The sequence below is a fragment of the Cryobacterium glucosi genome (assembly GCF_004402235.1).
Classification (GTDB): Bacteria; Actinomycetota; Actinomycetes; order Actinomycetales; family Microbacteriaceae; genus Cryobacterium; species Cryobacterium glucosi.
Genome location: NZ_SOFS01000023.1, coordinates 45,779 through 67,854, shown reverse-complemented (window position 1 = coordinate 67,854; position 22,076 = coordinate 45,779). Strand labels below are relative to the sequence as shown.

The window sequence follows — 22,076 nt, the reverse complement described above, 5'->3', positions numbered from 1 at the left end:
CCGAGAGAGATGAGTGCCATGAGCGAAGTACCCGTTGTCCCGCACTGGATCGATGGCGCCGAGCACGCCGGGGTGTCCGGCCGTACTTCTCCGGTCTTCGACCCGGCCCTCGGCACCATCACGAAAGACGTCCCCCTCGCCGACGCCGGCGAGATCGAAGCCGCCGTCGCATCCGCCAAAGCCGCGTTCCCGGCGTGGCGCGACCTGTCGATCGCCAAGAGGCAGTCGATCATCTTCACGTTCCGCGAACTGCTCAACGCCCGCAAGGGTGAGCTGGCCGAGATCCTCACGAGTGAACACGGCAAGGTGCTCTCCGATGCCCTCGGCGAGATCACGCGGGGGCTCGAGGTCGTCGAATTCGCCTGCGGCATCCCGCACCTGCTCAAGGGCGAATACTCCGAGAACGTCGCCACGGGCGTCGATGTGTACTCGACCCGCCAGGCCCTCGGCGTCGTCGGCATCATCAGCCCGTTCAACTTCCCGGCCATGGTGCCGATGTGGTTCTTCCCGATCGCCATCGCGGCCGGCAACACCGTGATCCTCAAGCCGAGCGAGAAGGACCCGAGCGCAGCCATCTGGCTCGCCAGGCTCCTCAAGGAGTCCGGTCTACCCGACGGCGTCTTCACGGTCCTGCACGGGGACAAGGTGGCCGTTGACGGCCTCCTCACGCACCCCGACGTCAAGGCGATCTCCTTCGTCGGATCGACCCCGATCGCCCGCTACGTCTACGAGACCGGCACGCGGCACGGCAAGCGGGTGCAGGCACTCGGTGGCGCCAAGAACCACATGCTCGTGCTTCCGGACGCCGACCTCGACCTTGTCGCGGACTCGGCGGTCAATGCCGGCTTCGGCAGTGCCGGGGAACGGTGCATGGCCATCAGCGTCGTCGTCGCGGTTGAACCGGTCGCCGACGAGCTGGTCGGGAAGATCGTTTCCCGGATGACGGCCCTGACCGTCGGTGACGGGCGTCGCTCGTGCGACATGGGCCCGCTCATCACGGAAGTTCACCGCGACAAGGTCGCAAGCTACATCGAGATCGCAGCGGATGACGGCGCGACGATCGTCGTCGACGGTCGCGGCATCGAGGTCGACGGAGACAAGAACGGGTTCTGGCTCGGCCCGACCCTGATCGACCACCTCCCCGTCACCTCGAAGGCGTACACCGAGGAGATCTTCGGCCCGGTGCTCGGCATCGTCCGGGTCGACACCTACGAGGAGGGCGTCGCCCTGATCAACGCCGGTGCGTTCGGCAACGGCACCGCGATCTTCACCAACGATGGCGGGGCCGCGCGCCGGTTCCAGAACGAGATCGAGGTGGGCATGATCGGCATCAACGTGCCCATCCCGGTCCCGGTCGCGTACTTCTCGTTCGGCGGCTGGAAGAACTCGCTGTTCGGTGACACCAAGGCCCACGGCGCAGAGGGCGTGCACTTCTTCACCCGCGGCAAGGCGATCACCAGCCGCTGGCTCGACCCGAGCCACGGAGGCATCAACCTGGGCTTCCCCCAGAACCGATAACAGCCGAAAAACAGGTTGGGCCCCGCACCGAAGTGCGGGGCCCAACCTGTTTCAGTACTGATTCAGCGGGTGAAGACCTACTTGCCTGCCTTGCGGGCCGGCTTCTTGGCGTCCGTGTTGGACTCGGCGGCGGCCGCTGCGGCCGAACGACCGGCACGAACCTCTTCGAACGAGGTGCCGTAGTACGCGGCCTCCATGATGGTCTTCATGTCGGCGAGCATCGGCATCCGCGGGTTGGCCGGTGCGCACTGGTCGCCGTATGCACCCATGGCGAGCGAGTCGAGGCGACCGATGAAGTCTTCCTCCACAACACCCTGGGCCTGGAACGACGGCTTGATGTGCACGGCGTCGCGCAGCTTCTCAACGGCGGTCGCGTACGACTCGATGCCCTCTTCAGGAGTCGAGGCCGGCAGCCCCAGGTGCTTCGCGATCTGCTGGAAGCGCTCGGGAGCGATGTAGGTCTCGTACTTGGGCCAGCTGGTCAGCTTGGTCGGGATCTTGCCGTTGTAGCGGATCACGTGCGGCAGGTAGGTCGCGTTCACTCGTCCGTGGATGAGGTGCATCTGGGCGCCGGTGACGTGAGCCATCGCGTGACAAATTCCGAGGAACGCGTTACCGAACGCCATGCCGGCGATCGAGGATGCGTTGTGCATCTTCTCGCGCGCCTTGATGACCTTGTCGTCGGTGCTGTTCTGCGTGCCGTTGACCGAGGTCTCGATGTTCTCGAAGATCAGCTTGATCGCGTGCAGGCACATGCCGTCGGTGAAGTCGTTCGCGTAGACCGACACGTAAGCCTCTGTCGCGTGCGTCAGAGCGTCGAAGCCGGAGTCGGCGACGAGGAAGGACGGCATTGCGGCGGTGAGCGCGGGGTCGATGATCGCGACGTTCGGCAGGAGTGCGTAGTCCGCGAGCGGGTACTTGACTCCGGAGACCTCATCGGTGATGACCGCGAACGGCGTCATTTCCGAACCGGTACCCGAGGTGGTCGGGATGCAGACGAGCTGGGCCAGTTCGCCGAGGTCGGGGAACTTGAACGCGCGCTTGCGCACGTCGAAGAACTTTTCCTTCATGTCGGCGAATTCGATTTCGGGGTGTTCGTACAGGAGCCACATGACCTTCGCGGCGTCCATGGGCGAACCGCCACCGAGGGCGATGATCGTGTCGGGCTTGAAGGCGCGCATTTCCTCTGCACCCTTCTTGACCGCGGCGACGGTCGGCTCGGGGAGCACGTTGTCGATGATCTGGAGGGACACGCGGTTCTCGCGACGGTTGAGCACGTCGAGGATCTTGTCAACGAAGCCGAGCTTCGTCATGGTCGCGTCGGTGACGATGGTGACGCGTTCGACGTGGCGCATGTCCGCCAGGTAGCGGATGGCGTTCGGCTCGAAGTACGTCTTGGCGGGGACCTTGAACCACTGCAAGTTGTTGTTCCTTCGACCGATCCGCTTGATGTTGATGAGGTTGATGGCCGACACGTTGTTCGAAACGGAGTTGTGTCCGTACGAGCCACAGCCGAGCGTCAACGAGGGGATGAAGGCGTTGTAGATGTCACCGATGCCACCGAGCGAGCTCGGGGCGTTGGTGATGATCCGGACGGCCTTGACGCGGATACCGAATTCCTCGATGATCGCGGGGTTCTCGCTGTGGATCGATCCGGAGTGGCCGAGTCCGTCGAATTCCACCATCTGCTCGGAGAGCGTGATGCCCTCTTCTGCATCCTTGGCGTGCAGGACCGCGAGCACCGGGGCGAGCTTTTCGCGCGTCATCGGTTCCTGCGGTCCGACGCTGCCGACCTCGACCATGATGATCGAGGTGTCTTCGGGAACGGTGAATCCGGCCTGCTGCGCGATCCACACCGGCGACTTGCCGACGACGGAAGCGTTGAGCTTGGCGCCGCCACAGTTTTCCGAGTGTGCCTGGACACCGAAGATGAACTCTTCGAGGAGGGTCTTCTCCGCCGGGGTCACGAGGTACGCGTGCAGCTTCTTGAATTCGACGAGTGCCTCTGCATAGAGCGGCTCTTCAATGATGACGGCCTGCTCGGAAGCGCAGATCATGCCGTAGTCGAAGGACTTCGAGAGCACGACGTCGTTGACGGCACGCTTGAGCTTGGCGCTCTTCTCGATGAATGCCGGAACGTTTCCCGCACCAACGCCGAGGGCCGGCTTGCCGCAGGAATACGCGGCGCGGACCATTGCGTTGCCGCCGGTCGCGAGGATGGTCGCAACACCGGGGTGGTTCATCAGGAGCGTGCTCGCCTCGAGGGAGGGAACTTCGATCCACTGCACGCAGTTCTTGGGGGCGCCGGCGGCGATTGCCGCGTCGCGCACAATGCGGGCAGCTGCGACAGAAGACTGCTGGGCTCCCGGGTGGAAGCCGAAGATGATCGGGTTGCGGGTCTTAATGGCGATAAGGGATTTGAAGATTGCAGTCGAGGTGGGGTTGGTCACCGGGGTGATACCTGCGATAACACCGACCGGCTCGGCGATTTCTGTAATTCCGGTAATAGCGTCGCGGCTGATAATGCCGACGGTCTTAAGATTCTGCATCGAGTTCGTGACGTGCTCGCACGCGAACAGGTTCTTCACGGCCTTGTCCTCGAATACGCCACGACCGGTTTCGGCTACTGCGTGGACGGCGAGCTCAGCATGTTTGCTGAGGGCCGCGACGGAGGCCTTTTTTACGATGTGGTCGATCTGCTCTTGGGTGAAGTCAGCGTATTCGGTGAGCGCCTGCTGTGCTCCCTGAACGAGTGAGTCGATTTGGCTAGCAAGTGACTCAGTGACTGGTTTGTCCGTAATGGTCATGGTGCCCCTCTTCGGCGGCCCAACTTGGGCTTTTCGCCTCTTTAGGCAAGCTTACGACCCCGCGCCGAGGGACGCATCTTTAACGATGGGCAGGGTGCCGGGATTGCGACGTTTCAATTGAGCATTTTGGCTGATTAGCCGTCTGTTTCTCATTCGACGTGATCGGCTAGTCGATTTCTACGATTCGTAGAAATTCCGCAGATTCCACGGCCCGATTCAGCGTCGGCCGAGACCTCGGATTGTCGCGACAGCGAGACCGGCGGCCCGGGCCGTTTCGGAGAGCTCTGCTCCGGTCGTCGACGAGGCAAGGGTGAACCGGACTGCGGTCTGGGCGACCTCCGCGGGAAGCCCCATGGCCGTGAGGGTGGGGGAGGGTTCGTCGCTGCCCGCCGCGCACGCCGAGCCGCTCGAGCAGACGATCCCGTGTCCTTCCAGCTCGAGCAGCACGGCCTCCCCGCTCGTGCCGGGGAACACGAACGACGCCGTTCCGGGCAGGCGCTGCAGCGGATGCCCGGTGAGGCGTGCGCCCGGCGCCGCGCCGAGCACTTCTGCGATGAAGGTGTCGCGGAGGGCCGCGACCCTGGGAGCATTCGATGCGCGTTCGGTCTCGGCGAGCCGCAACGCTGTCGCGAGGGCTACGGCTCCGGCGACGTTCTCGGTGCCGCTCCGGTTGCCGCGCTCCTGGCCGCCGCCATGCTGGACGGGTTCGAGCGGTACCCGGCGTCGCAGGAAGAGCGCCCCCGTTCCCTGGGGCGCCCCGAGCTTGTGGCCGGAGATACTGAGCGCATCGACTCCGAGGTCGGCGACGGACAGTGGCAGCCAGCCGGCGGCCTGGACGGCGTCGGTGTGGAACGGGACGCCCTGGGCGCGGGCGAGCGCGGACAGATCTCTGATCGGCTGCACGGTGCCGACCTCGTTGTTGGCGTACTGCACCGAGACGAGGGTCGTGGCGGGGGTGAGCGCACGGGCGAGGTCTGCCGGATCGACGAGACCCTGGGCATCCACCGGCAGCAGGGTCACGTCGAAGCCGTGCAACCGGTGCAGGTAGTCGCAGGATTCGAGGACCGCTTCGTGCTCGACCGCCGAAATGATCAGGTGCCGGCCCCGCGGCGCGGCGAGGGCGATGCCCTTGATCGCGAGGTTGTCGGACTCGGTCCCGCCGCTCGTGAACAGCACCTCGGCGGGTCGGCAGCCGAGAACGGCGGCGACCGTTGCGCGCGCGTCGGCGAGGGCGGCCGCCGCGGCCTCGCCGACCCGGTGGTGGCTCGAGGGATTGCCGAAGCCGGTGGTGAGCAACGGCCAGATGGCCTCGAGGACTTCGCGGCGCACGGGCGTCGTCGCTGCGTTGTCGAGGTAGATCACTCCGGGCTCCTTGGGTGTCTGCTGGCGGTCGGCGGTCAGTTCCGGACGGCGCCGTCGAGTTCGGTGCCGGCGACCACGACGACGTCGAGGCCGAGGTCGAGGGAGCGCACGCTGTGGGTGAGCGCGCCGACGGAGATGACGTCGACGCCGGATAACGCGATGGCCCGGACCGTGTCGAGGTTCACGCCGCCGCTCGCTTCGACGATGGCGCGGCCTGCGACCAGGCGCACGCCTTCCGCGAGCCGATCGGGGTCGAAGTTGTCAAGCATGATCGTGTCGACGCGGGCCGCGAGCACGGCTTCGATCTGGTCGATGCGGTCCACTTCGACCTCGAGGTGGGTGGTGTGCGAGATCCGGTCGCGCACGAGCAGGAGCGCCTCGGTGAGGCCAAGCCCGCCGGACTGCAGGACGGCGAGATGGTTGTCCTTGGCCATGACCGCGTCGGAGAGGCTGAAGCGGTGGTTGTGGCCGCCGCCGTCGCGGACGGCGGTGCGTTCGAAGGCCCGCAGCCCCGGCGTGGTCTTGCGGGTGTCGACGATGCGGGCGCGGGTGCCGGCGGTCTCGGCGACGTACCGGGCGGTGAGCGTCGCGATGCCGCTCATCCGCTGCACGAAGTTCAGGCCGATGCGTTCGGCCTGGAGGATGCCCCTGGCGGGGCCGGCGACCTCTGCGAGCACGTCGCCGGTCGCGAAGGGAGTGCCGTCGGTTGTGAGCAGCGTGACCGCGATGGCGGGGTCGGTGAGCCGGAAGGCGGATTCGAAGACGGCGCTGCCGCTGAAAACGCCGGGTTCGCGGGCGACGAGCCTCGCGGTCGCCGTGGCGTCTGCGGGGATGAGCACCTCGGAGGTCAGGTCGCCCCAGGGGGCGTCCTCGTCGAGTGCGGCGCGCACCACGGTGTCGATGGCGGTGGTGCTCAGCATGCGATGGCCTCCTCGGCCTCTCTGGCGCGTTCAGGGGATTCGAGCACGAGGAACGGATCGTCGGAATCGGCGGGTCGCACCCACGCCTGGCTGTGGGCCAGCTCCGGCCGGCTCTCGGGGAAATCGGCGCGGTAGTGCGCGCCCCGGGATTCCTCGCGGGCGAACGCGGAGGCCACGGTGACCCTCGCCAGGTCGAGCAGGTTGGCGTCTTCGACGGCGCGCACCCGGTCGGCCGGGGTCGCGTCCTGACCGGCGGGTGCCGGGTGCTTCCAGCCGGCGAGGGCAGCGGATGCCGCGGCGAGCCCGTCACCGTCGCGCAGCACACCGGCCGCGTCCCACATCAGGCGCTGGAGTTCGGCGCGGTCGACATGCGCGCCGGGTCCGTCGACGGCCCTGGCGGGAACGGTCGCGTCGGCCGTGCCGCTGGAGGCCGGCACTGGCGGCAGGCGCCTGCCGTCGGCGTCGACCTGGCCAGTGCCGAGGGCGCGCACGGCTCGGTCGGCGAAGACCGCGGCCTCCAACAGGGAGTTCGAGGCGAGGCGGTTGGCGCCGTGGGTCCCGGTTCGTGCGGTCTCGCCGACGGCGTAGAGGCCGGGCAGTGAGGTGCGGCCCCACAGGTCGGTGCTGACGCCACCCATCCAGTAGTGGGCGGCGGGTGCGACGGGGATGGGCTCGACGGCCCAGTCGATCCCGGCGGCGAGGCACGCGGCCGTGATCGTGGGGAAGCGGGTTTCGAGGAGTTCCCTGCCGAGGCCGGTCGCGTCGAGGAGCACGGGTGTGCCGCCCTGGGCGGACATTTCGCGGGCGATGCTGCGGGCGACGATGTCGCGGGGGGCGAGTTCGGCGCCGGGGTGGATGGCGAGCATGAAGCGCTCGCCGCGAGCGTTCAGGAGCACGGCGCCCTCGCCGCGGACCGCCTCGGAGACGAGCGGGGTTCCCGGCACCGCGAGGGCGGTCGGGTGGAACTGGTAGAACTCGAGGTCGGCGATCGCCGCGCCGGCGCGCCAGGCCGCTGCGACGCCGTCGCCGGTCGCGAGCGCGGGATTGGTGGTGTGCGGGAAGAGCGAGCCCGCCCCGCCGGTGGCGAGGATCACCGCGTCGGCGTCGGCCCGGTGCACGAGCCCGTCCGGTCCGAGCAGGGAGGCGCCGGTCACCCGGTCGCCCGCGACGAGGAGGTCGACGAGCATGGTGTGCTCACGGAGCTGGACGCGCGGGATACCCGGGGTCTGGGCCGAGCGGGCGGCCCGTTCGCGGACGGTCGAAACGAGTGCGGCTTCGATCGCGGCGCCGGTCGCGTCCCCGCCGGCGTGCAGCACCCGGGAGCGGGAGTGGGCGGCCTCGAGCCCGCGCGTCACGCCGGAGTCGTCCTTGTCGAAGTCGACGCCGAAGCGGATCAGGTCGCGGACCCTGGCAGGCCCTTCGCCGCAGAGCACCTCGACGGCCGCCGGGTCGCAGAGGCCTGCCCCGGCGCGGAGGGTATCGAGGATGTGCAGGTCCACCGAGTCGTCGGGGAACATGGCCGCGGCGATGCCGCCCTGGGCATAGCGGGTGTTGCTGTCCGGGAGTCCCTGCTTGGTGACCAGGGTGACGGAATGACCCGCGTCGGTCGCGCGCACCGCGGCGATGAGTCCGGCGAGGCCGCTCCCGATCACGAGGATCCGGAGCGATGGTGCGACGGGTGCGATCGGTGCTGCGGGCGTCACGCGCGTGCTCCGCTCACCGGTGCGCCGACGGGAGGACGCGCGGTAAGCATCCGCTCGAGGGCGACCCTGGCGTTCGTCGCGTCGGTCGCGGGGACCTCGATGCGGTTGAGCACGGCGGGCGGCTGCCCGGCATCGCCGACGAGGGCTTCGAGCACCCAGGCGAGATAGCCGGAGTGGATGCGGTACATCGTCGAGCACGGGCAGACGACGGGGTCGAGGCAGAAGATGGTGTGCTCGGGGTGCTCAGCCGCGAGGCGCTGCACGAGGTTGATCTCGGTGCCGATCGCGAAGGTCGATCCGGCAGGGGCGGCCTCGATGGCCTTCTTGATGTAGTCGGTGGAGCCGTATTCGTCGGCGGCGTCGACGACCGCCATCGGGCACTCCGGGTGCACGATGACACGCACCCCGGGGTGCTCTGCACGGGCGGTGGTGATCTGGTCGACGGTGAAGCGCTTGTGCACACTGCAGAATCCGTGCCACAGGATGACCTGGGCGGCCTCCAGTTCGGTCCCGGTGCTGCCGCCGAGTGGCTTACGCGGGTTCCACATCGGCATCCGCTCGAGCGGGATGCCCATCGCCTTCGCGGTGTTGCGGCCGAGGTGCTGGTCGGGGAAGAAGAGTACCCGCTGGCCGCGTTCGAAGGCCCACTTCAGCACGGTCTCGGCGTTCGAGGAGGTGCAGACGATGCCGCCGTTGGCGCCGCAGAACGCTTTGAGGGCCGCCGAGGAATTCATATAGGTGACCGGGATCACCGGGACCCGGCCGGAGGCATCCGCCTCGGTTCCGTAGAGTTCTTCGAGCTGTTCCCAGCAGTCGGTGACCGAGTCGATGTCGGCCATGTCCGCCATCGAACAGCCGGCGGCGAGGTTGGGCAGGATGACCGCCTGGTCGGGCCCGGAGAGGAGGTCTGCGGTCTCGGCCATGAAGTGCACGCCGCAGAAGACGATCGCCTCGGCATCGGGGCGGCTCTTCGTCGCCTGCGCGAGCTGGAAGGAGTCACCGACGAAGTCGGCGTGCTCGAGGACCTCCGAGCGCTGGTAGAAGTGCCCGAGAATCACGACCCGGTCGCCGAGGGTGGCCTTGGCCGAGCGGATGCGCGCGTCGAGTTCCTCTGCGGAGGCGGTCCGGTAGCGCTCGGGCAGCGCGCCCTGGCGCGGGGACCCGGTCGGGAGCACATCGCCCATCGAGGACCCTGGGCCGTAGCCGGGGGTGCCGGAGTCGAATTCCCAGGGGCCTGCGGCCAGCTGCGGGCTGCAGGTGCTTCCGGGCGCGGTGCCCGTGCTGATCAGACGAATGGTGCGGTCGACCGATGCGATGGTCATGCTGTAACTCCTCGATTTTCACAAAAAGCGTTGTACACGGTGATTCAGTTCGTGGTGGGGATGGCGGCGGTCGCGGGTTCCGGCCCGAAAGGATCCGGTTCGCCCTGTCGTCCGGAGTCGTTGTACCGGTAGAGACGGGGCGGACGGTGCCGGGTGCCCGCGACGCGTTCGCCGGTGTCGACGATGGAACCGGATGCCTCGATCGTGCGACGGAAATTGGCCGGGTCGAGGGACTTCTGAAGCACGGCCTCGTGCACGTCGCGCAACTGGGAGAGCGTGAAGGTCTCGCCGAGGAAGGCGTGGGCGATCCGGGAATACTCGACCTTGGTCCGCAGCCGCCAGAGGGCGTACTCGACGATCCGGTTGTGGTCGAAGGCGAGCCGCGGCAGGCGGTCTGCGGCGAACCAGCGCACATTGTCGCCGACGACGGCGAGGTCGGCCTCACCGGACTCGACGAGGGCCCAGTAGACGACGGACACCACGCGGCCGCCGGCAGAGCGGCCCGGATCGCCGAAGGTATAGAGCTGCTCGAGGTACCTGGGCGCGAGGCCGGTTGTCTCGTGCAGGGTACGGGCGGCGGCCGCGGCGAGTTCCTCGTCGCCGGGCAGCCCGCCGCCCGGCAACGCCCACTGGTCGAGGTATGGGTCCCTGGTGCGGCGGACCAGGGGGAGCCACAGCGTCTTGAAGTCGGATTCCGCGTCGGAGCGCAGGGCGAAGATCACGGTCGACACGGCGAGTGCGACAGCGGCTTGAGCGCTCATGGGGGCATCCACTAGGTAAAGGTCAGTATGACTCTAACTGGGTGAACCCATCATATAGTCATTCTGACCCGAAGTCGCCCCCGACTTCGTTCCTGTTCCGAATTCAGGAGTAGGACTGGTCTGAACCGGTTTATCGGCCGGGTTCCGGCGTCAAGATGGCTCGACTCCTGAATTCGGAACGCGCGGCTCAGTTCTTGGCGGCGGCAACGACGGACCGACGGGCGCCCTTGCCCGTGAGGCCCCACAGGGTGACGCGGGCCATCGCTTCGACGACGATGCTTCCGCTCATCTTGGATGAGCCGAGCACACGCTCGACGAAGGTGATCGGCACCTCGACGACGGTCAGGCCGGCCCGCACGCTCGTGAGCAGCATGTCGATCTGGAAGCAATAGCCCAGGCTCTCGACGCTCTCGAGGTCCATGCGTTCGAGGGCATGCGCCGTGTAGACGCGGTAGCCGCCTGTGACATCGTGCTGGCGGAGCCGGAGCACGAGGCGTGAGTATGTCGATCCACCGCGGGACAGCGCGCGGCGGTGCCACGGCCAGTTCTGCACGGCTCCGCCAGGAACCCAGCGCGATCCCATCACGACGTCGGCGGTCTTCGCCGCCGCCAGCAGGTCGGGGAGCTGCTCAGGCTGGTGCGAACCGTCCGAATCGAGCTGCACGAGCTCGTCGTAGCCGCGGGACAGGCCCCAGCCGAAGGCCTCGAGGTAGGCCGCTCCGAGGCCGTTCTTCTTCGTGCGGTGCAGGACGTGCACCTGGGAGTCCGCTGCGGCGATGGCATCGGCGAGCTGGCCGGTGCCATCGGGGGAGGCGTCGTCGACGACGAGGATGTCCGCGGACGGGACGCTCGCGCGCACCCTGGCCACGATCGGATTGATGTTCTCGCGTTCGTTGTAGGTCGGGATGATGACCAGTGTCTGTGCCATGAAAACTACCTTGTCAGTTCGGTGATTGTTGTGTGTACGACCGTGGCCGTTGAGGCGACGGAAAATCCCAGGTCTTGCAGCGTGTGCAGGTCGGTGCCCGCTTTTTCTTCACTGCTGCCCGAATACTGCACCAGCCATACCGTATCCGTGCCCGCGAGTGAATCCAGGACGCTCGTGAGCGGCCGGGTGGTGTCCCAGAGCGATCCGGTGTCCCCATAGGCCGTGTCGAGGGTCACGTCGCGCAGCCCGGTGAAGGATGCCGGGTACAGGTGCAGCGCGAGCCGCGGCTTCCGTGAGGGCCGCACGCTCTCGTCGAACACGATCGCGTCTCCGGGGTGCGCACCGGCCTGGACGATGGATGCGGCCTGGCGCCAGTCGCTCCCGGCGTTCTTGGCGTACGGGCCGCGCTGGTCGACGTAACTCGGCACCACGGCGACGACGAGTAGTACGAGTGCCGCGATCCCGGCCCAGCGGGGCCTGATCCAGGCCACGGCGATCCCGAGCGCGATTGCTGCGGCCGGCGTGCAGATGGAGAGGTACCGTAGCGAGTACATCGGCGTGACGACATGCGTGCCGATCAGCAGAGCCGCACTCGGCACGAGCATCCAGGCGAGCATCACGCCCAACGCTGCCCTGTTCCGCTCGAGGGCGGGCACCCTTCCGCGACTGAACCAGGCGAGAACGACCGCGAGCAGGATCAGAGCCCAGGCGATGACCGCCGCGGGCACGTTGCCGAACCACTGGTTGACGGCCGCGTCGAGCACGCCCGTCTGGGCTCGCCGCCCGATGAACGAGAGCTGGTCCTTCTGACTGACGCCCGCGAACAGGACCGGGGAAGCGATGATGAGACCGACGACGGTCGCGCCCGACCAGGCCATCAGCTGTCCGCGTCGCCGGGCCCGATCGGGCGCGAGCAGGAACACCGCGATCCCGAGTACGGGGACGAGAAGCGCGACGTAGAGGAAGACATAGATTCCGAGGGCGAAGAGCGCGGTGAAGCCGATCCAGAGCCAGCTCTGGGTCGACCGGCTCGCCGTCCCTGCGCGGACCAGATGCACGAGCAGCACGACGAGCCACACGGCGATAGCCGTCGCGAGCGCCGTCGATCGCGCCTCTGCGCCCATGTACGTCACCCGGGGAAGTACCGCGAAGACGAGGGCTGCGATCCAGGCGACCCTGGCCCCGGTCAGCATCCGGGCGAGGACGAACGTTCCCGCCGTTGCGACACCGATCGCAATCGCGCTCGGGAGCCTGGTGGAGAACTCGGACGCACCGAAGAGGTCGATCCAGAAGTGCAGCATCAGGTAATAGGTGCCATGAACGGCATCGATCGTGCCGAGCATCCGGAACAGGGAGGGCAACGAACGCTCCGCGGACATCACGCTCGCGGCTTCATCGCCCCAATAGGACGGGTTCCAGGCCGCCGCGGCGGAGATCAACAGGCCGAGAACACCGACGTACAGCGGGGCCAGCTGCCGGTGGGTGGGCCAGGATCGCCGCTGCGGGCGCAGCTCTGGATCATGGGTCGCGGGCAGATAAGTCACCCCATTACGTTATGCCACCCGGTCGGGGGTTTCCCGACGACCCGGTGTCGGGCGCCTGCGAAGGCTCTCAGTTTGGCGCTGTCGTCAGGCCCGCGGGCCCTGTCCGGTGCGGGTGCTTCGCGGCAGGCGGATGTCGATGGCCAGGCCCGTCCCCGTGTTGCGCAGGCTGATGGTTCCCTTCGCCCGCGTCACGATGGCGTGCACGATCGCGAGGCCGAGCCCCGACCCGATCGAGCCGCTCGCGCGGGACTGTTCCGGCCGGGAGAACCGGTCGAAGGCCACCGGGATGAACGATTCCGGCATGCCGGGCCCCGTGTCCACGACGCTCAGCATGGCACCCTCTGCGAGGCTGCGGAGCGTGACGGTCACGGCGCCGCGGCCGCCCATGGCGTTGATGGCGTTCGAGATGAGATTGTCGATGAGCTGCCCGACGTTGGTCACCGAGATCGCATAGCGGCCGGTCGGGTCCTCGCCCTCGATCTCGTAGTCGACGTCGAGATCCTCCCCGTTGCGAACCACCCTTGCGCGGTCGACCGAGGCCGAGATCTCGGCGATCAGGTTCTCCCAGCCGCACTCCGGCGGGGCCTGCTGGCTCTCGAGCTTGGACAGTTCCAGCAGGTTCGTCGCGAGCCGGGAGAGGCGGTCCACGGTGCGGGAGGCGTCGTCGATGTCCGCCTCGAGGGCCGGAGCGTCGCCGGAATTGAGATGCGCGAGCTCGAGCTGCGCCTTGAGCACGGCGAGGGGAGTGCGCAACTCGTGGCTCGCATCCGACACCACCTGCTTCTCCCTGTCGAGACTGCGGCGCAGCCGGGAGATGAAGTCATTGAGCGTGACCGCGAGGCGGCTGACCTCGTCCCTGCCCGCCGGGACGAGCAGTTGCGCGGACGACCCGGTCGTGCTCAGGCTCTCCGCCTCCTTGCGCAGCCGGTTCACCGGGCGGAGGGCCGCGCCGGTGAGCAGCCACGAGGCGAGGCCGAATCCCACGGTCAGCAGCACGGTGCCCATGATGAGCACCCGGCCCAGTTCGTCGAGCAGCAAGCCGAGTGCCTCCTCGTTCCGCGCCGTGATGACGACCCAGTTGCCCTGGTTGGTCACGGCCGTCGTCGCGGCGACAAGGTACCTGGCGTTGCCCGCGTCGATCGTCTGCGGCGTCTCGCCGATCGTCGCGAGCTCACTCACGCGTTTCCGCAGCGCCATCGGCAGCGAGGACTTGGAGATCTGGCCGTCCGGACCGACGATCGCGATGAGCTGGCCCTCGCTCGGGCCGTCGATGGGTTCGGTCGGGTTGCGGATCAGGTCCGTCACGATCGGGGCAGCGTCGCTGTGCAGCAGTGTCGTCGTCGTCTCGATCAGGATCGCCTGGACCTCGCCGCGGAAGAACACCGCTGCACCGCTGAACAGGACAGCGGCGATCACGAGACTGCCGACGGTGATGCGGGCCCGGATCGACAGCCCTGGCAACCTCATGGACGTGCTCCGCTCACTCGACGAGTTCCACGGCATACCCGGAGCCGCGTACGGTCACGATCCGCATCCCGGCCGCCGCAGAGTCGATCTTGCGCCGCAGGTAGCTGATGTACTGGTCGACGATGTTCGGGTCGATGTGTTCGGTGCCGTTCCAGATCTCTTCGAGGATCGTCGTGCGGTCGACGGTCGTCCCCGCCCGGCTGCACAGCAGGCGGAGCAGCGCGACTTCCTTGGGGCTCATCGAGACGGACCGGCCGGCCACGGTCACCTTGAGGTCCCGGGAATCGATGGCGAGGTTGCCGAGTTCGAGGCTCAGCGGTGTTGCCATCGACTGGCGTCTGAGCAGGGCGCGCACCCGGGCGGTGAGCTCGAGGAAGGCGAAGGGCTTGGTGAGGTAGTCGTCCGCGCCGCTGTCGAGCCCGAAGACCCGGTCGTCGACGGTGTCCCTGGCGGTCAGGAGCAGGACCGGCATGGTGTTGCCGGAGTCGCGGATGCGCCGACAGATCTCGAACCCGGTCATCTGCGGCAACATCACGTCGATGGCCGCAAGGTCGAATTCGTTGTTGTTGATCGCGATCAGGGCATCCATCCCGTTCCCGACCCTGACGATCTCGTAGCCCTCTGCCTCGAGTCCGCGTTCGATCAGCGCGCCCATTTGTTCGTCGTCTTCCACGACCAGGATCTTCGTCATGCCCGCCCCTTTTGCTCGTACGCCGCTACCTCTTCATGCTGGCACGTTCCCGGTGCGGAGCGTGACCAGTCTGAGGGTTCCGCTCCAATCGCGCCGCCCTCGTGGCTAGGCTGACGCCATGGTCGAAACCCCGCCTGCCACGCCAGCGCCCGCCCGGACGGTGCCTGTCGACCCGACGGCCGTCGGTGTCGCCGTCGCCCAGTTCGTCCCAGGGGCCGACCGGGAGGCGAACCTCGCCGAGGTCGCCCGCCTGGCCGGCATCGCGGTCGACCGCGGCGCGCAGCTCGTCGTGTTCCCCGAGTATTCCGCGTTCTTCGAGCCGACCCTCGGGCCCGCGTTCGTCGCGGCCGCCGAGCCGATCGACGGGCCGTTCGTGACGGCGCTCGCGGCGCTCGCCGAAGGCCTCGGCCTCGTCATCGTCGCGGGCATGCTCGAGGAGGCCGTCGGTGCCGGACGATTCTTCAACACCATCGTGAGCGTCGGGCCGACGGGCGAGCTCCTCGCCCGCTACCGCAAGCTGCACCTCTACGACGCATTCGGCGAGCGCGAATCCGACTGGGTGCTGCCCGGCGCGATCGAGCCGCCGCAGACCTTCTCGGTCGGAGGGCTGCGGGTGGGGTTGCAGACCTGTTACGACATCCGCTTTCCCGAGGTCACCCGGCGACTCGTCGACGCGGGTGCCGAGCTCGTGCTCGTGCCCGCCGAATGGGTGCGGGGCCCGCTCAAGGAGCAGCAGTGGCGCACCCTCCTGACCGCGCGCGCGATCGAGAACACTGTTTATGTCGCCGCCGCCGACCACGCCCCGCCGATCGGCGTCGGCACGAGCATGATCGTCGACCCGATGGGGGTCGAACTGGTCACGATCGGCGAGACGACGGATGTCGGCCTCGCCTGGCTCACCTCGGCTCGCCTCGGGCAGGTGCGTGCGGTCAACCCCGCACTCCGGCTCCGGCGCTTCGGGATCGTCGAGGTCTAGCCGCCGGGGAGCCTCAGCCCTCGGTCGCGATCGTGTCCTGGGAGGCCGCTGCCGCCCGGGAACGGAAACCGGGTTCCTTGCGCATCACGTGGTTTTGCTCGGACATCGCCCGCTCCTCTCCCGTGGCGACGAGTCCCTGGGAGCTGTTCGCCGAGCGGGTGAGCTGGGCGAGCCACAGCGGATTGATGGTCGGCGGCTGGCCGCCGGAGAACTTGAAGTACAGCGGGATGGCCGGGTGCAGCCAGGCGGAACTGCGACCGTCTCCTGCCTCTGCGGCGTTCCGCCAGGACAACAGGAAACTCTCGCCGCGGCGTAACTTCTGCACGATCACGATTTGCAGGTGCGCGAGGATCCGGTCGTCGAATTCGACGGTGACCCGGTCATACGTCAACGAACCCATGGGGCGCCGCTTTCAGTCGGTGAACTCTCGCGCGAACAGCAGACCGCCCTTGTGGGGCATCCGCTGGGTTCGCACTTTAAGTGTGGTCGTAATTCCCGGTCAATACAAGGGAATCGTCAGGCCTCGGCGGTCGCGGCCGGCACCTGCTCGACGATGCCGTGCAGCACGAGGTCGATCTCGGTGCGGAGCGAGTCCGGCAGGCTCTCCATCGGCTCCCGTCCCAGCCCGCATCGGATCAGGGCGAGGTGGAGCAGCGAGAAGATACTGCGTGCCGCAAGCGCCGGGTCCACCCCCCGCCGGAGCCGCTCCGATTCTCCGGGGGTCTCCGTCCCGTAGCCGCTGAGCACGGTCGCGATGGTGGCCTCGAGCCCGTCGACGAGCTCGAGGGCCTCGGCGCGGTAGGTCCCGGTGGGCTCGCCGCACAGGATCTCGCGCTGGTAATAGGCGGTGTTCTCCGGGTGGCGCGCGGCGGAGGTCAGCAGGGGGAGGAGGAGGGCCATGATCGCGTCCGTCGGGGCGAGGGATGCGTCCGCCTTCGTTGGATCGTGCCGGGTTCCGGTCAGGGCCCTGCGCCACTCGTTGTTGAAGACCATCAGGAGGAGCTCGGGCTTCGAGCTCGCGTACCGGAAGAGCGTCCCCGCCGCGACATCCGCGCGATCGGCGATGTCCTGGGTCGTGACGAGCGCGTAGCCGCGCTCGGCGAAGAGATCCTCGGCGGCCGCGAGGATGCGGCCCTGCTTGTCACGCTTGTTGCGTTCGCGGCGGCCAGGAGTGGCACTGGCGGCGTCGGCGTCGGCAACGGCGGCGGCACCGGCGGCCGGTGTCGTGCCTTCGTCTGGTCGGCGCACGGGGATCCTCACTCTGGGTCGGCTGCTTCCCGGGACGGTGCCACGGGGTTTTCTCAATCGTAGATTCAATCAGCTGATTCCAATATAACGGAGTACGCTCATTTTTGAGTAGAGTACAGATTCATTGAACCCGAAGAGAAAGGTGGCCATCATGGGTCGCGTTCAAGGCAAAGTGGCACTGATCAGTGGCGGTGCCCGCGGAATGGGAGCATCACACGCGCGTCGGCTGATCGCGGAGGGAGCGCAGGTGGTCATCGGAGACCTCCTCGACACCGAGGGCGAGGCCATGGCGACCGAACTCGGCCCGTCCGCACGCTACGTGCACCTCAACGTCACCGACGCAGACGACTGGTCTGCCGCTGTCCTGTTCGCCGTGGAAACCTTCGGCGGGCTGGACATCCTCGTCAACAACGCCGGAATCGCGAGCGCCGCGCCGATCGAGAGCTTCCCGATCGACGTCTGGACCCGCACCATCGAGATCAACCTCACCGGTACGTTCCTCGGCATGCGGGCCGCCATCCCTGCGCTCTCACGCCGCGGCGGCGGCTCGATCGTCAACGTCTCATCGGTCGAGGGCCTCCTCGGCAGCGCGGGCCTGCACGCCTACGTCGCGTCGAAGTTCGGCGTGCGCGGCATCACGAAGTCGGTCGCGCTCGACGTGGCGCCCCTCGGCATCCGCGTGAACTCGATCCACCCCGGCTTCATCGAGACGGCCATGACGAAGTCCCTCGACGTCGACATGGTTGAGATCCCGTTGCGCCGTGGCGCCAAGCCCGAGGAAGTATCGAGCCTGGTGCTGTACCTCGCGAGCGACGAGTCGAGCTACTCGACCGGAGCAGAGTTCGTCATCGACGGCGGCCTCACGATCGGCATCCCGCACAACTGATCGTTCACGTCCCCGCTCCGCCCGGCGGGCCCGCGAGAGTACACTTTCGGCCCTTAAACCATCGGTTTAGGGGCCGAAAGTGTACTCTCGCGGAGGCTGCTCAGGGCTTCGAGGGCGGCGAAGGGCTTCTCGATGTGGGCGAAGTGGCCCGTGCCCGCGATCGTTCGCGAAACGAACCCGGGAATGACGGCGGAGAGCCGGGCGCGGTCCGAATCGGCGACGAAGATGTCCGCGTCGCCCTGGATCGCGCGCACCGGGCAGGTGATGCGGGCCCAGGACCGTTCCGGGTCATGGGCTCCGGCGAGGGCGGATGCCTCGACGAAGGCCCGCGGACGGACTTCCGTCGCGAGCGCCGAGATCACGCTCGCCGGTACGGCGTCGACCCGGCTGAACAGCGGCGCGGTGAGCCCGCGCAGCACACCCACCCTGTTGAGCCAGCGCACGAGGCCGCGGCCGGGGGGCTCGGCGACCGCGAGGGCGCGCATGACGCCGAGCAGGGCCGTGTACCCGGGCAGCAGGGTGAACCTGGTGATCGGATGCCGCACGCTGTCCACCACCGAGAACGTCGTCGCAGAGACGAGGGAGACCGACACGGTTGCGGCAGGTTCGAGTGCGGCCAGTTCGAGGGCGAGGAAACCGCCGAGCGAGTGCCCGACGACGTGCCAGCGCTCGTAGCCGAGTGCACGGACGGTTTCGGCGATCGCGGCCGCGACGGTCGTGATGCCCGGGGCGGGCCGGGTGGAGTGCCGGCCGGAGGCATCCGCTGGTTCGCTGTCGCCCCAGCCGGGTAGGTCCGGAATGATCAGGTCGGTCAGGGCGAGTGCGCCGGATGGAACGCGTCCCGTCGAGCCCGCCGAGCCACCGTTCGTCGCCGCCGAGAGGAGCGGGGTCCAGGTCGTCCAGGAGCCGGCAGCCCCGTGCAGCAGGACCGTCGCCGTGTCGCTGCCCGTGCGGCGGCCGTGACGCACCGCAAGCGTGCCGGAGCCGAGGCGCATCGAACTCGTGGTGAGGCCGAAGGCGCGTGCGTCTGTCGAGAGTGGGAACGGGCAATACTCATCCCGCCGAGTTTCGGGCACGGACGTCACGGACGTCCTGGACGTCCCGGCCGGCACGAGAGACGTCACCGGGGCGGGCGCCGCCGTGCGGTCGGGAGTTCGTGTCACCAGGATGGTCATGCCTGGTATTCGTCGCCGCGGGGCGATCGGTTTGCCCGCGTCGGGACAGGCTGAGACCGCTCGCAGCCCGGCCCGGCCCGGCGTCGGCGTCCCGGCGGCGGACGACGGTGTGGACCGCGTGTGGAATAGGACCGGGCCCGGGCCCGTTGTCTGCAGCGCACCCTGCGTTTCCCTGCGCCGGCCCGTTCGGCCGCGCCCGGCGGAACTTCCGTACTACGAAAAGAGCGACTGTGACCCTGTTCTCCCCGCTGACCCTCGGCGACCTGCACCTGCCGAACCGACTCGTGATGGCGCCGCTGACCCGCACCAGGGCGGGCCTCGACGGCATCCCCGGACCGATGGTCATCGAGCACTATCGCCAGCGCGCATCCCTCGGCCTGATCGTGTCGGAGGGGGTCTACCCGAGCCACGCCGGACAGGGCTACACCGGCCAGCCCGGACTCGTCACCGCCGAGCAGGTCGACGGCTGGCGTTCCGTCGCGTCGGCCGTGCATGAGGCCGGCGGCCTCATCGTCGCCCAGGTCATGCACGCCGGCCGGGTCTCGCACGACCTCGTCAACGGCGGCTTCGACGTCGTCGCGCCGAGCGCGATCGCCATCGAGGGCGAGACGCACACCCCGGAGGGCAAGAAGCCATACCCCGTTCCGCACGCGCTGACCGAGGCCGAACTCCCCGGAATCGTCGCGGAATTCGTGCGCGCGTCGCAGAACGCCATCGCGGCAGGGCTCGACGGCGTCGAGATCCACAGTGCCAACGGCTACCTCCTGCACGAGTTCCTGTCACCGGCCTCGAACCAGCGCACGGATGCCCACGGCGGTTCGCCCGCGAACCGCGCCAGCTTCGTGATCGAGGTCGCGACTGCTGTTGCCGCCGCGATCGGCGCCGGCCGGGTCGGGATCCGCATCTCACCGGAGCACAACATCCAGGACGTGCTCGAGACGGATGCCGCAGAGACCCTCGCGACCTACACCGCCCTGGTCGACGGGCTGGCCCCGCTCGGCCTCGCCTACCTCAGCGTGCTGCACCAGGACCCGACCGGCGACCTGATCCAGGGACTGCGCACCCGCTTCGGCGGACCGCTCCTGATCAACACCGGCTTCGGCACCGTCACGACCCGGGCCGAGGCCATGGCCATCCTGGCCGATGACGTCGCAGACGCCGTCGTCGTGGGACGCGCCGTCATCGCCAACCCCGACCTCGTGCACCGCTGGCGCGACGACCTCCCGCTCAATGCCCTCGACCCGCAGACCCTCTACGGCAGCACGGCCGCCGGCTACACGGACTACCCGGCGCTCGCCGCCGCCGCCGCGGAGTAACACTCGCCCGAACCGATTCGACGGACTTTTTGAGTTTCTGGGCCGGTTTGCGGCCGCCCAGGTTACGAAAACCCGGCATCTCCGTCGAATCGGTTCGGGCGGCCTCGCGCTACCGGGCGGCCGGGCGCAGGGCGGCGAGCCGTGCGGCAGCCTGCTCCAACAGGTCCACCTTCTTGCAGAAGGCGAAGCGCACGAGCGAGGCATACTGCGGCCGGTGTTCCGGACTGCAGAACGCACCGATCGGCACGGCGACCACGCCGGCGAGGGCGGGAAGGTCGCGACAGAAGTCAGCGCCGTCCTCGTATCCGAGCGGCGCGGCATCCGCCACGATGAAATACGAACCGCTCGGGCGCGACACGGCGAAGCCCGCGGCGACCAGGCCGCGCTCGAGGACGTCACGCTTGCCCTGCAGCGAGGCCGCGATACCCGTGAAGTACGAGTCCGGGAGATCGAGCCCCCTCGCGATCGCCGGCTGGAACGGCGCACCGTTCACGTAGGTCAGGAACTGCTTGACCGCGAGGATCGCCGTCACGAGCGCGGCGGGTGCTGTCAGCCAGCCGATCTTCCATCCGGTCGTGTTGAAGGTCTTCCCGCCGGAGGAGATCGTCACGGTGCGCTCGAAAGCCCCCGGAAGCGTCGCGACGGGCAGGTGCTGCACACCGAAAGTGAGGTGTTCGTAGACCTCGTCGGTGACGATGATCGCGTTGTGCTGTTCGGCGAGCCGCACGATGAACTCGAGCGTCTCGCGGGAGAACACGGTCCCGGTCGGATTGTGCGGGTTGTTCACGAGTATGAGCCGGGTGCGATCGGTGATCACCGCACTGAGCTCGTCGAGATCCGGCTGGAAGTCCGGCGTGCGCAGGCGCACGGTGCGATGGATGCCGCCGCCGAGTGCGATGAGGCCGCCGTACGCGTCATAGAACGGTTCGAACGTCACGACTTCGTCGCCGGGCTCGATCAGGGCGAGGATCGTCGCAGCGAGCGCCTCTGTCGCCCCCGCGGTCACGAGGACCTCGGTCTCCTGGTCGACACTGAGGCCGTAGAAACGCTGCTGGTGGCGGGCGATCGCGTCGAGAAGCACGGGGAAGCCGCGGCCAGGCGGGTACTGGTTGACCCCGTCCGTGATGGCCTGTCTGGCGGCGTCGAGAACCTCGATGGGTCCGTCCTCATCCGGGAACCCCTGTCCGAGATTGATCGCGCCGGTGCGGACGGCGAGCGCGCTCATCTCGGCGAAGATGGTGGCGGCGATCGTGCCGTCGGCGCCCAGCAGGCCGGCACCACGGGCCGTCCGGCGCCAGGCGCCCGGAATGGCCGCGGTCGGAACTGTCTCGGGGGAGCCGTGCATGACTCCAAACTACGACATCCCCCGTGTCGGTGGCTCACGGGACCGGTTCGCAGGCGAGGATTGCTGCGCCGATCCGGCCGACCCCGGTCGCTGGGCTGCCACCCCAA

18 protein-coding genes are annotated in these 22,076 nt (G+C 68.1%); 4 read left to right on the top strand and 14 right to left on the bottom strand.

Translation table 11 applies throughout. From position 1 onward, the window contains the following. Positions 1-18 precede the first annotated feature (18 nt). Positions 19-1,518 carry a CoA-acylating methylmalonate-semialdehyde dehydrogenase gene (locus tag E3O46_RS11780; RefSeq protein WP_241987402.1) on the top strand — a complete coding sequence of 500 codons (1,500 nt, stop codon included), beginning with the start codon at positions 19-21 and terminating at the stop codon, positions 1,516-1,518. 77 nt (positions 1,519-1,595) lie between these two features. On the opposite strand, the gene adhE is transcribed toward E3O46_RS11780, so the two are convergent. The 10 genes from adhE to E3O46_RS11730 form a co-directional block, all read right to left on the bottom strand. Then, positions 1,596-4,325 carry a bifunctional acetaldehyde-CoA/alcohol dehydrogenase gene (gene adhE / locus E3O46_RS11775; protein WP_134445843.1) on the bottom strand — a complete coding sequence of 910 codons (2,730 nt, stop codon included), beginning with the start codon at positions 4,323-4,325 and terminating at the stop codon, positions 1,596-1,598. Between the two features lie 216 nt (positions 4,326-4,541). Further along, positions 4,542-5,687 (bottom strand): cysteine desulfurase family protein, encoded by a 1,146-nt coding sequence (locus E3O46_RS11770; RefSeq protein WP_134559476.1) that lies wholly within the window; start codon positions 5,685-5,687, stop codon positions 4,542-4,544. 35 nt (positions 5,688-5,722) lie between these two features. Next, positions 5,723-6,607, bottom strand: coding sequence for a carboxylating nicotinate-nucleotide diphosphorylase (nadC, locus tag E3O46_RS11765; protein ID WP_134445841.1), 885 nt, complete (start codon positions 6,605-6,607; stop codon positions 5,723-5,725). Next, entirely contained in the window at positions 6,601-8,310 is a 1,710-nt protein-coding gene (gene nadB / locus E3O46_RS11760) for an L-aspartate oxidase (protein WP_241975387.1), read from the bottom strand. Before nadB ends, nadC begins: the two co-directional genes overlap by 7 nt. Then, entirely contained in the window at positions 8,307-9,632 is a 1,326-nt protein-coding gene (gene nadA, locus E3O46_RS11755) for a quinolinate synthase NadA (RefSeq protein WP_134445840.1), read from the bottom strand. The genes nadB and nadA overlap by 4 nt, the downstream gene beginning before the upstream one ends. A gap of 44 nt (positions 9,633-9,676) precedes the next feature. Then, the gene (locus E3O46_RS11750) at positions 9,677-10,393 is read right to left on the bottom strand and encodes an NUDIX hydrolase (protein ID WP_134445839.1); all 717 of its coding nucleotides are present in this window, start codon (positions 10,391-10,393) and stop codon (positions 9,677-9,679) included. Positions 10,394-10,580: 187 nt separating this feature from the next. Next, entirely contained in the window at positions 10,581-11,321 is a 741-nt protein-coding gene (locus E3O46_RS11745; protein WP_134561746.1) for a polyprenol monophosphomannose synthase, read from the bottom strand. Positions 11,322-11,326: 5 nt separating this feature from the next. Continuing rightward, positions 11,327-12,865 carry a glycosyltransferase family 39 protein gene (locus E3O46_RS11740; RefSeq protein ID WP_134559473.1) on the bottom strand — a complete coding sequence of 513 codons (1,539 nt, stop codon included), beginning with the start codon at positions 12,863-12,865 and terminating at the stop codon, positions 11,327-11,329. A gap of 84 nt (positions 12,866-12,949) precedes the next feature. Then, positions 12,950-14,332: a sensor histidine kinase gene (locus tag E3O46_RS11735; RefSeq protein WP_166791067.1), complete on the bottom strand. Its 1,383-nt coding sequence runs from the start codon at positions 14,330-14,332 to the stop codon at positions 12,950-12,952. A gap of 13 nt (positions 14,333-14,345) precedes the next feature. Continuing rightward, entirely contained in the window at positions 14,346-15,023 is a 678-nt protein-coding gene (locus tag E3O46_RS11730; RefSeq protein WP_134445835.1) for a response regulator transcription factor, read from the bottom strand. A gap of 118 nt (positions 15,024-15,141) precedes the next feature. On the opposite strand from E3O46_RS11730, the gene E3O46_RS11725 reads away from it, so the two are divergent. Further along, positions 15,142-15,999 carry a carbon-nitrogen hydrolase family protein gene (locus tag E3O46_RS11725; RefSeq protein WP_134559469.1) on the top strand — a complete coding sequence of 286 codons (858 nt, stop codon included), beginning with the start codon at positions 15,142-15,144 and terminating at the stop codon, positions 15,997-15,999. A 13-nt stretch (positions 16,000-16,012) separates the two neighbouring features. Here E3O46_RS11725 and E3O46_RS11720 read toward each other — a convergent pair whose 3' ends face one another. Together E3O46_RS11720 and E3O46_RS11715 are read right to left on the bottom strand one after the other, a co-directional pair. Next, positions 16,013-16,399, bottom strand: coding sequence for a DUF7882 family protein (locus tag E3O46_RS11720; protein WP_241987401.1), 387 nt, complete (start codon positions 16,397-16,399; stop codon positions 16,013-16,015). Positions 16,400-16,515: 116 nt separating this feature from the next. Beyond that, positions 16,516-17,247, bottom strand: coding sequence for a TetR/AcrR family transcriptional regulator (locus E3O46_RS11715; protein WP_166790664.1), 732 nt, complete (start codon positions 17,245-17,247; stop codon positions 16,516-16,518). A gap of 151 nt (positions 17,248-17,398) precedes the next feature. On the opposite strand from E3O46_RS11715, the gene E3O46_RS11710 reads away from it, so the two are divergent. Then, positions 17,399-18,133 carry a glucose 1-dehydrogenase gene (locus E3O46_RS11710; RefSeq protein WP_134445832.1) on the top strand — a complete coding sequence of 245 codons (735 nt, stop codon included), beginning with the start codon at positions 17,399-17,401 and terminating at the stop codon, positions 18,131-18,133. A 53-nt stretch (positions 18,134-18,186) separates the two neighbouring features. On the opposite strand, the gene E3O46_RS11705 is transcribed toward E3O46_RS11710, so the two are convergent. Next, positions 18,187-19,308, bottom strand: a complete 1,122-nt coding sequence (locus E3O46_RS11705; RefSeq protein WP_134559465.1) for an alpha/beta fold hydrolase — start codon at positions 19,306-19,308, stop codon at positions 18,187-18,189. Between the two features lie 230 nt (positions 19,309-19,538). Here E3O46_RS11705 and E3O46_RS11700 point away from each other — a divergent pair, with 230 nt between their 5' ends. Beyond that, positions 19,539-20,624, top strand: a complete 1,086-nt coding sequence (locus E3O46_RS11700; RefSeq protein ID WP_134559463.1) for an alkene reductase — start codon at positions 19,539-19,541, stop codon at positions 20,622-20,624. Between the two features lie 109 nt (positions 20,625-20,733). On the opposite strand, the gene E3O46_RS11695 is transcribed toward E3O46_RS11700, so the two are convergent. Further along, positions 20,734-21,969 (bottom strand): aminotransferase class I/II-fold pyridoxal phosphate-dependent enzyme, encoded by a 1,236-nt coding sequence (locus tag E3O46_RS11695; RefSeq protein ID WP_134445829.1) that lies wholly within the window; start codon positions 21,967-21,969, stop codon positions 20,734-20,736. Between the last annotated feature and the right edge of the window lie 107 nt (positions 21,970-22,076).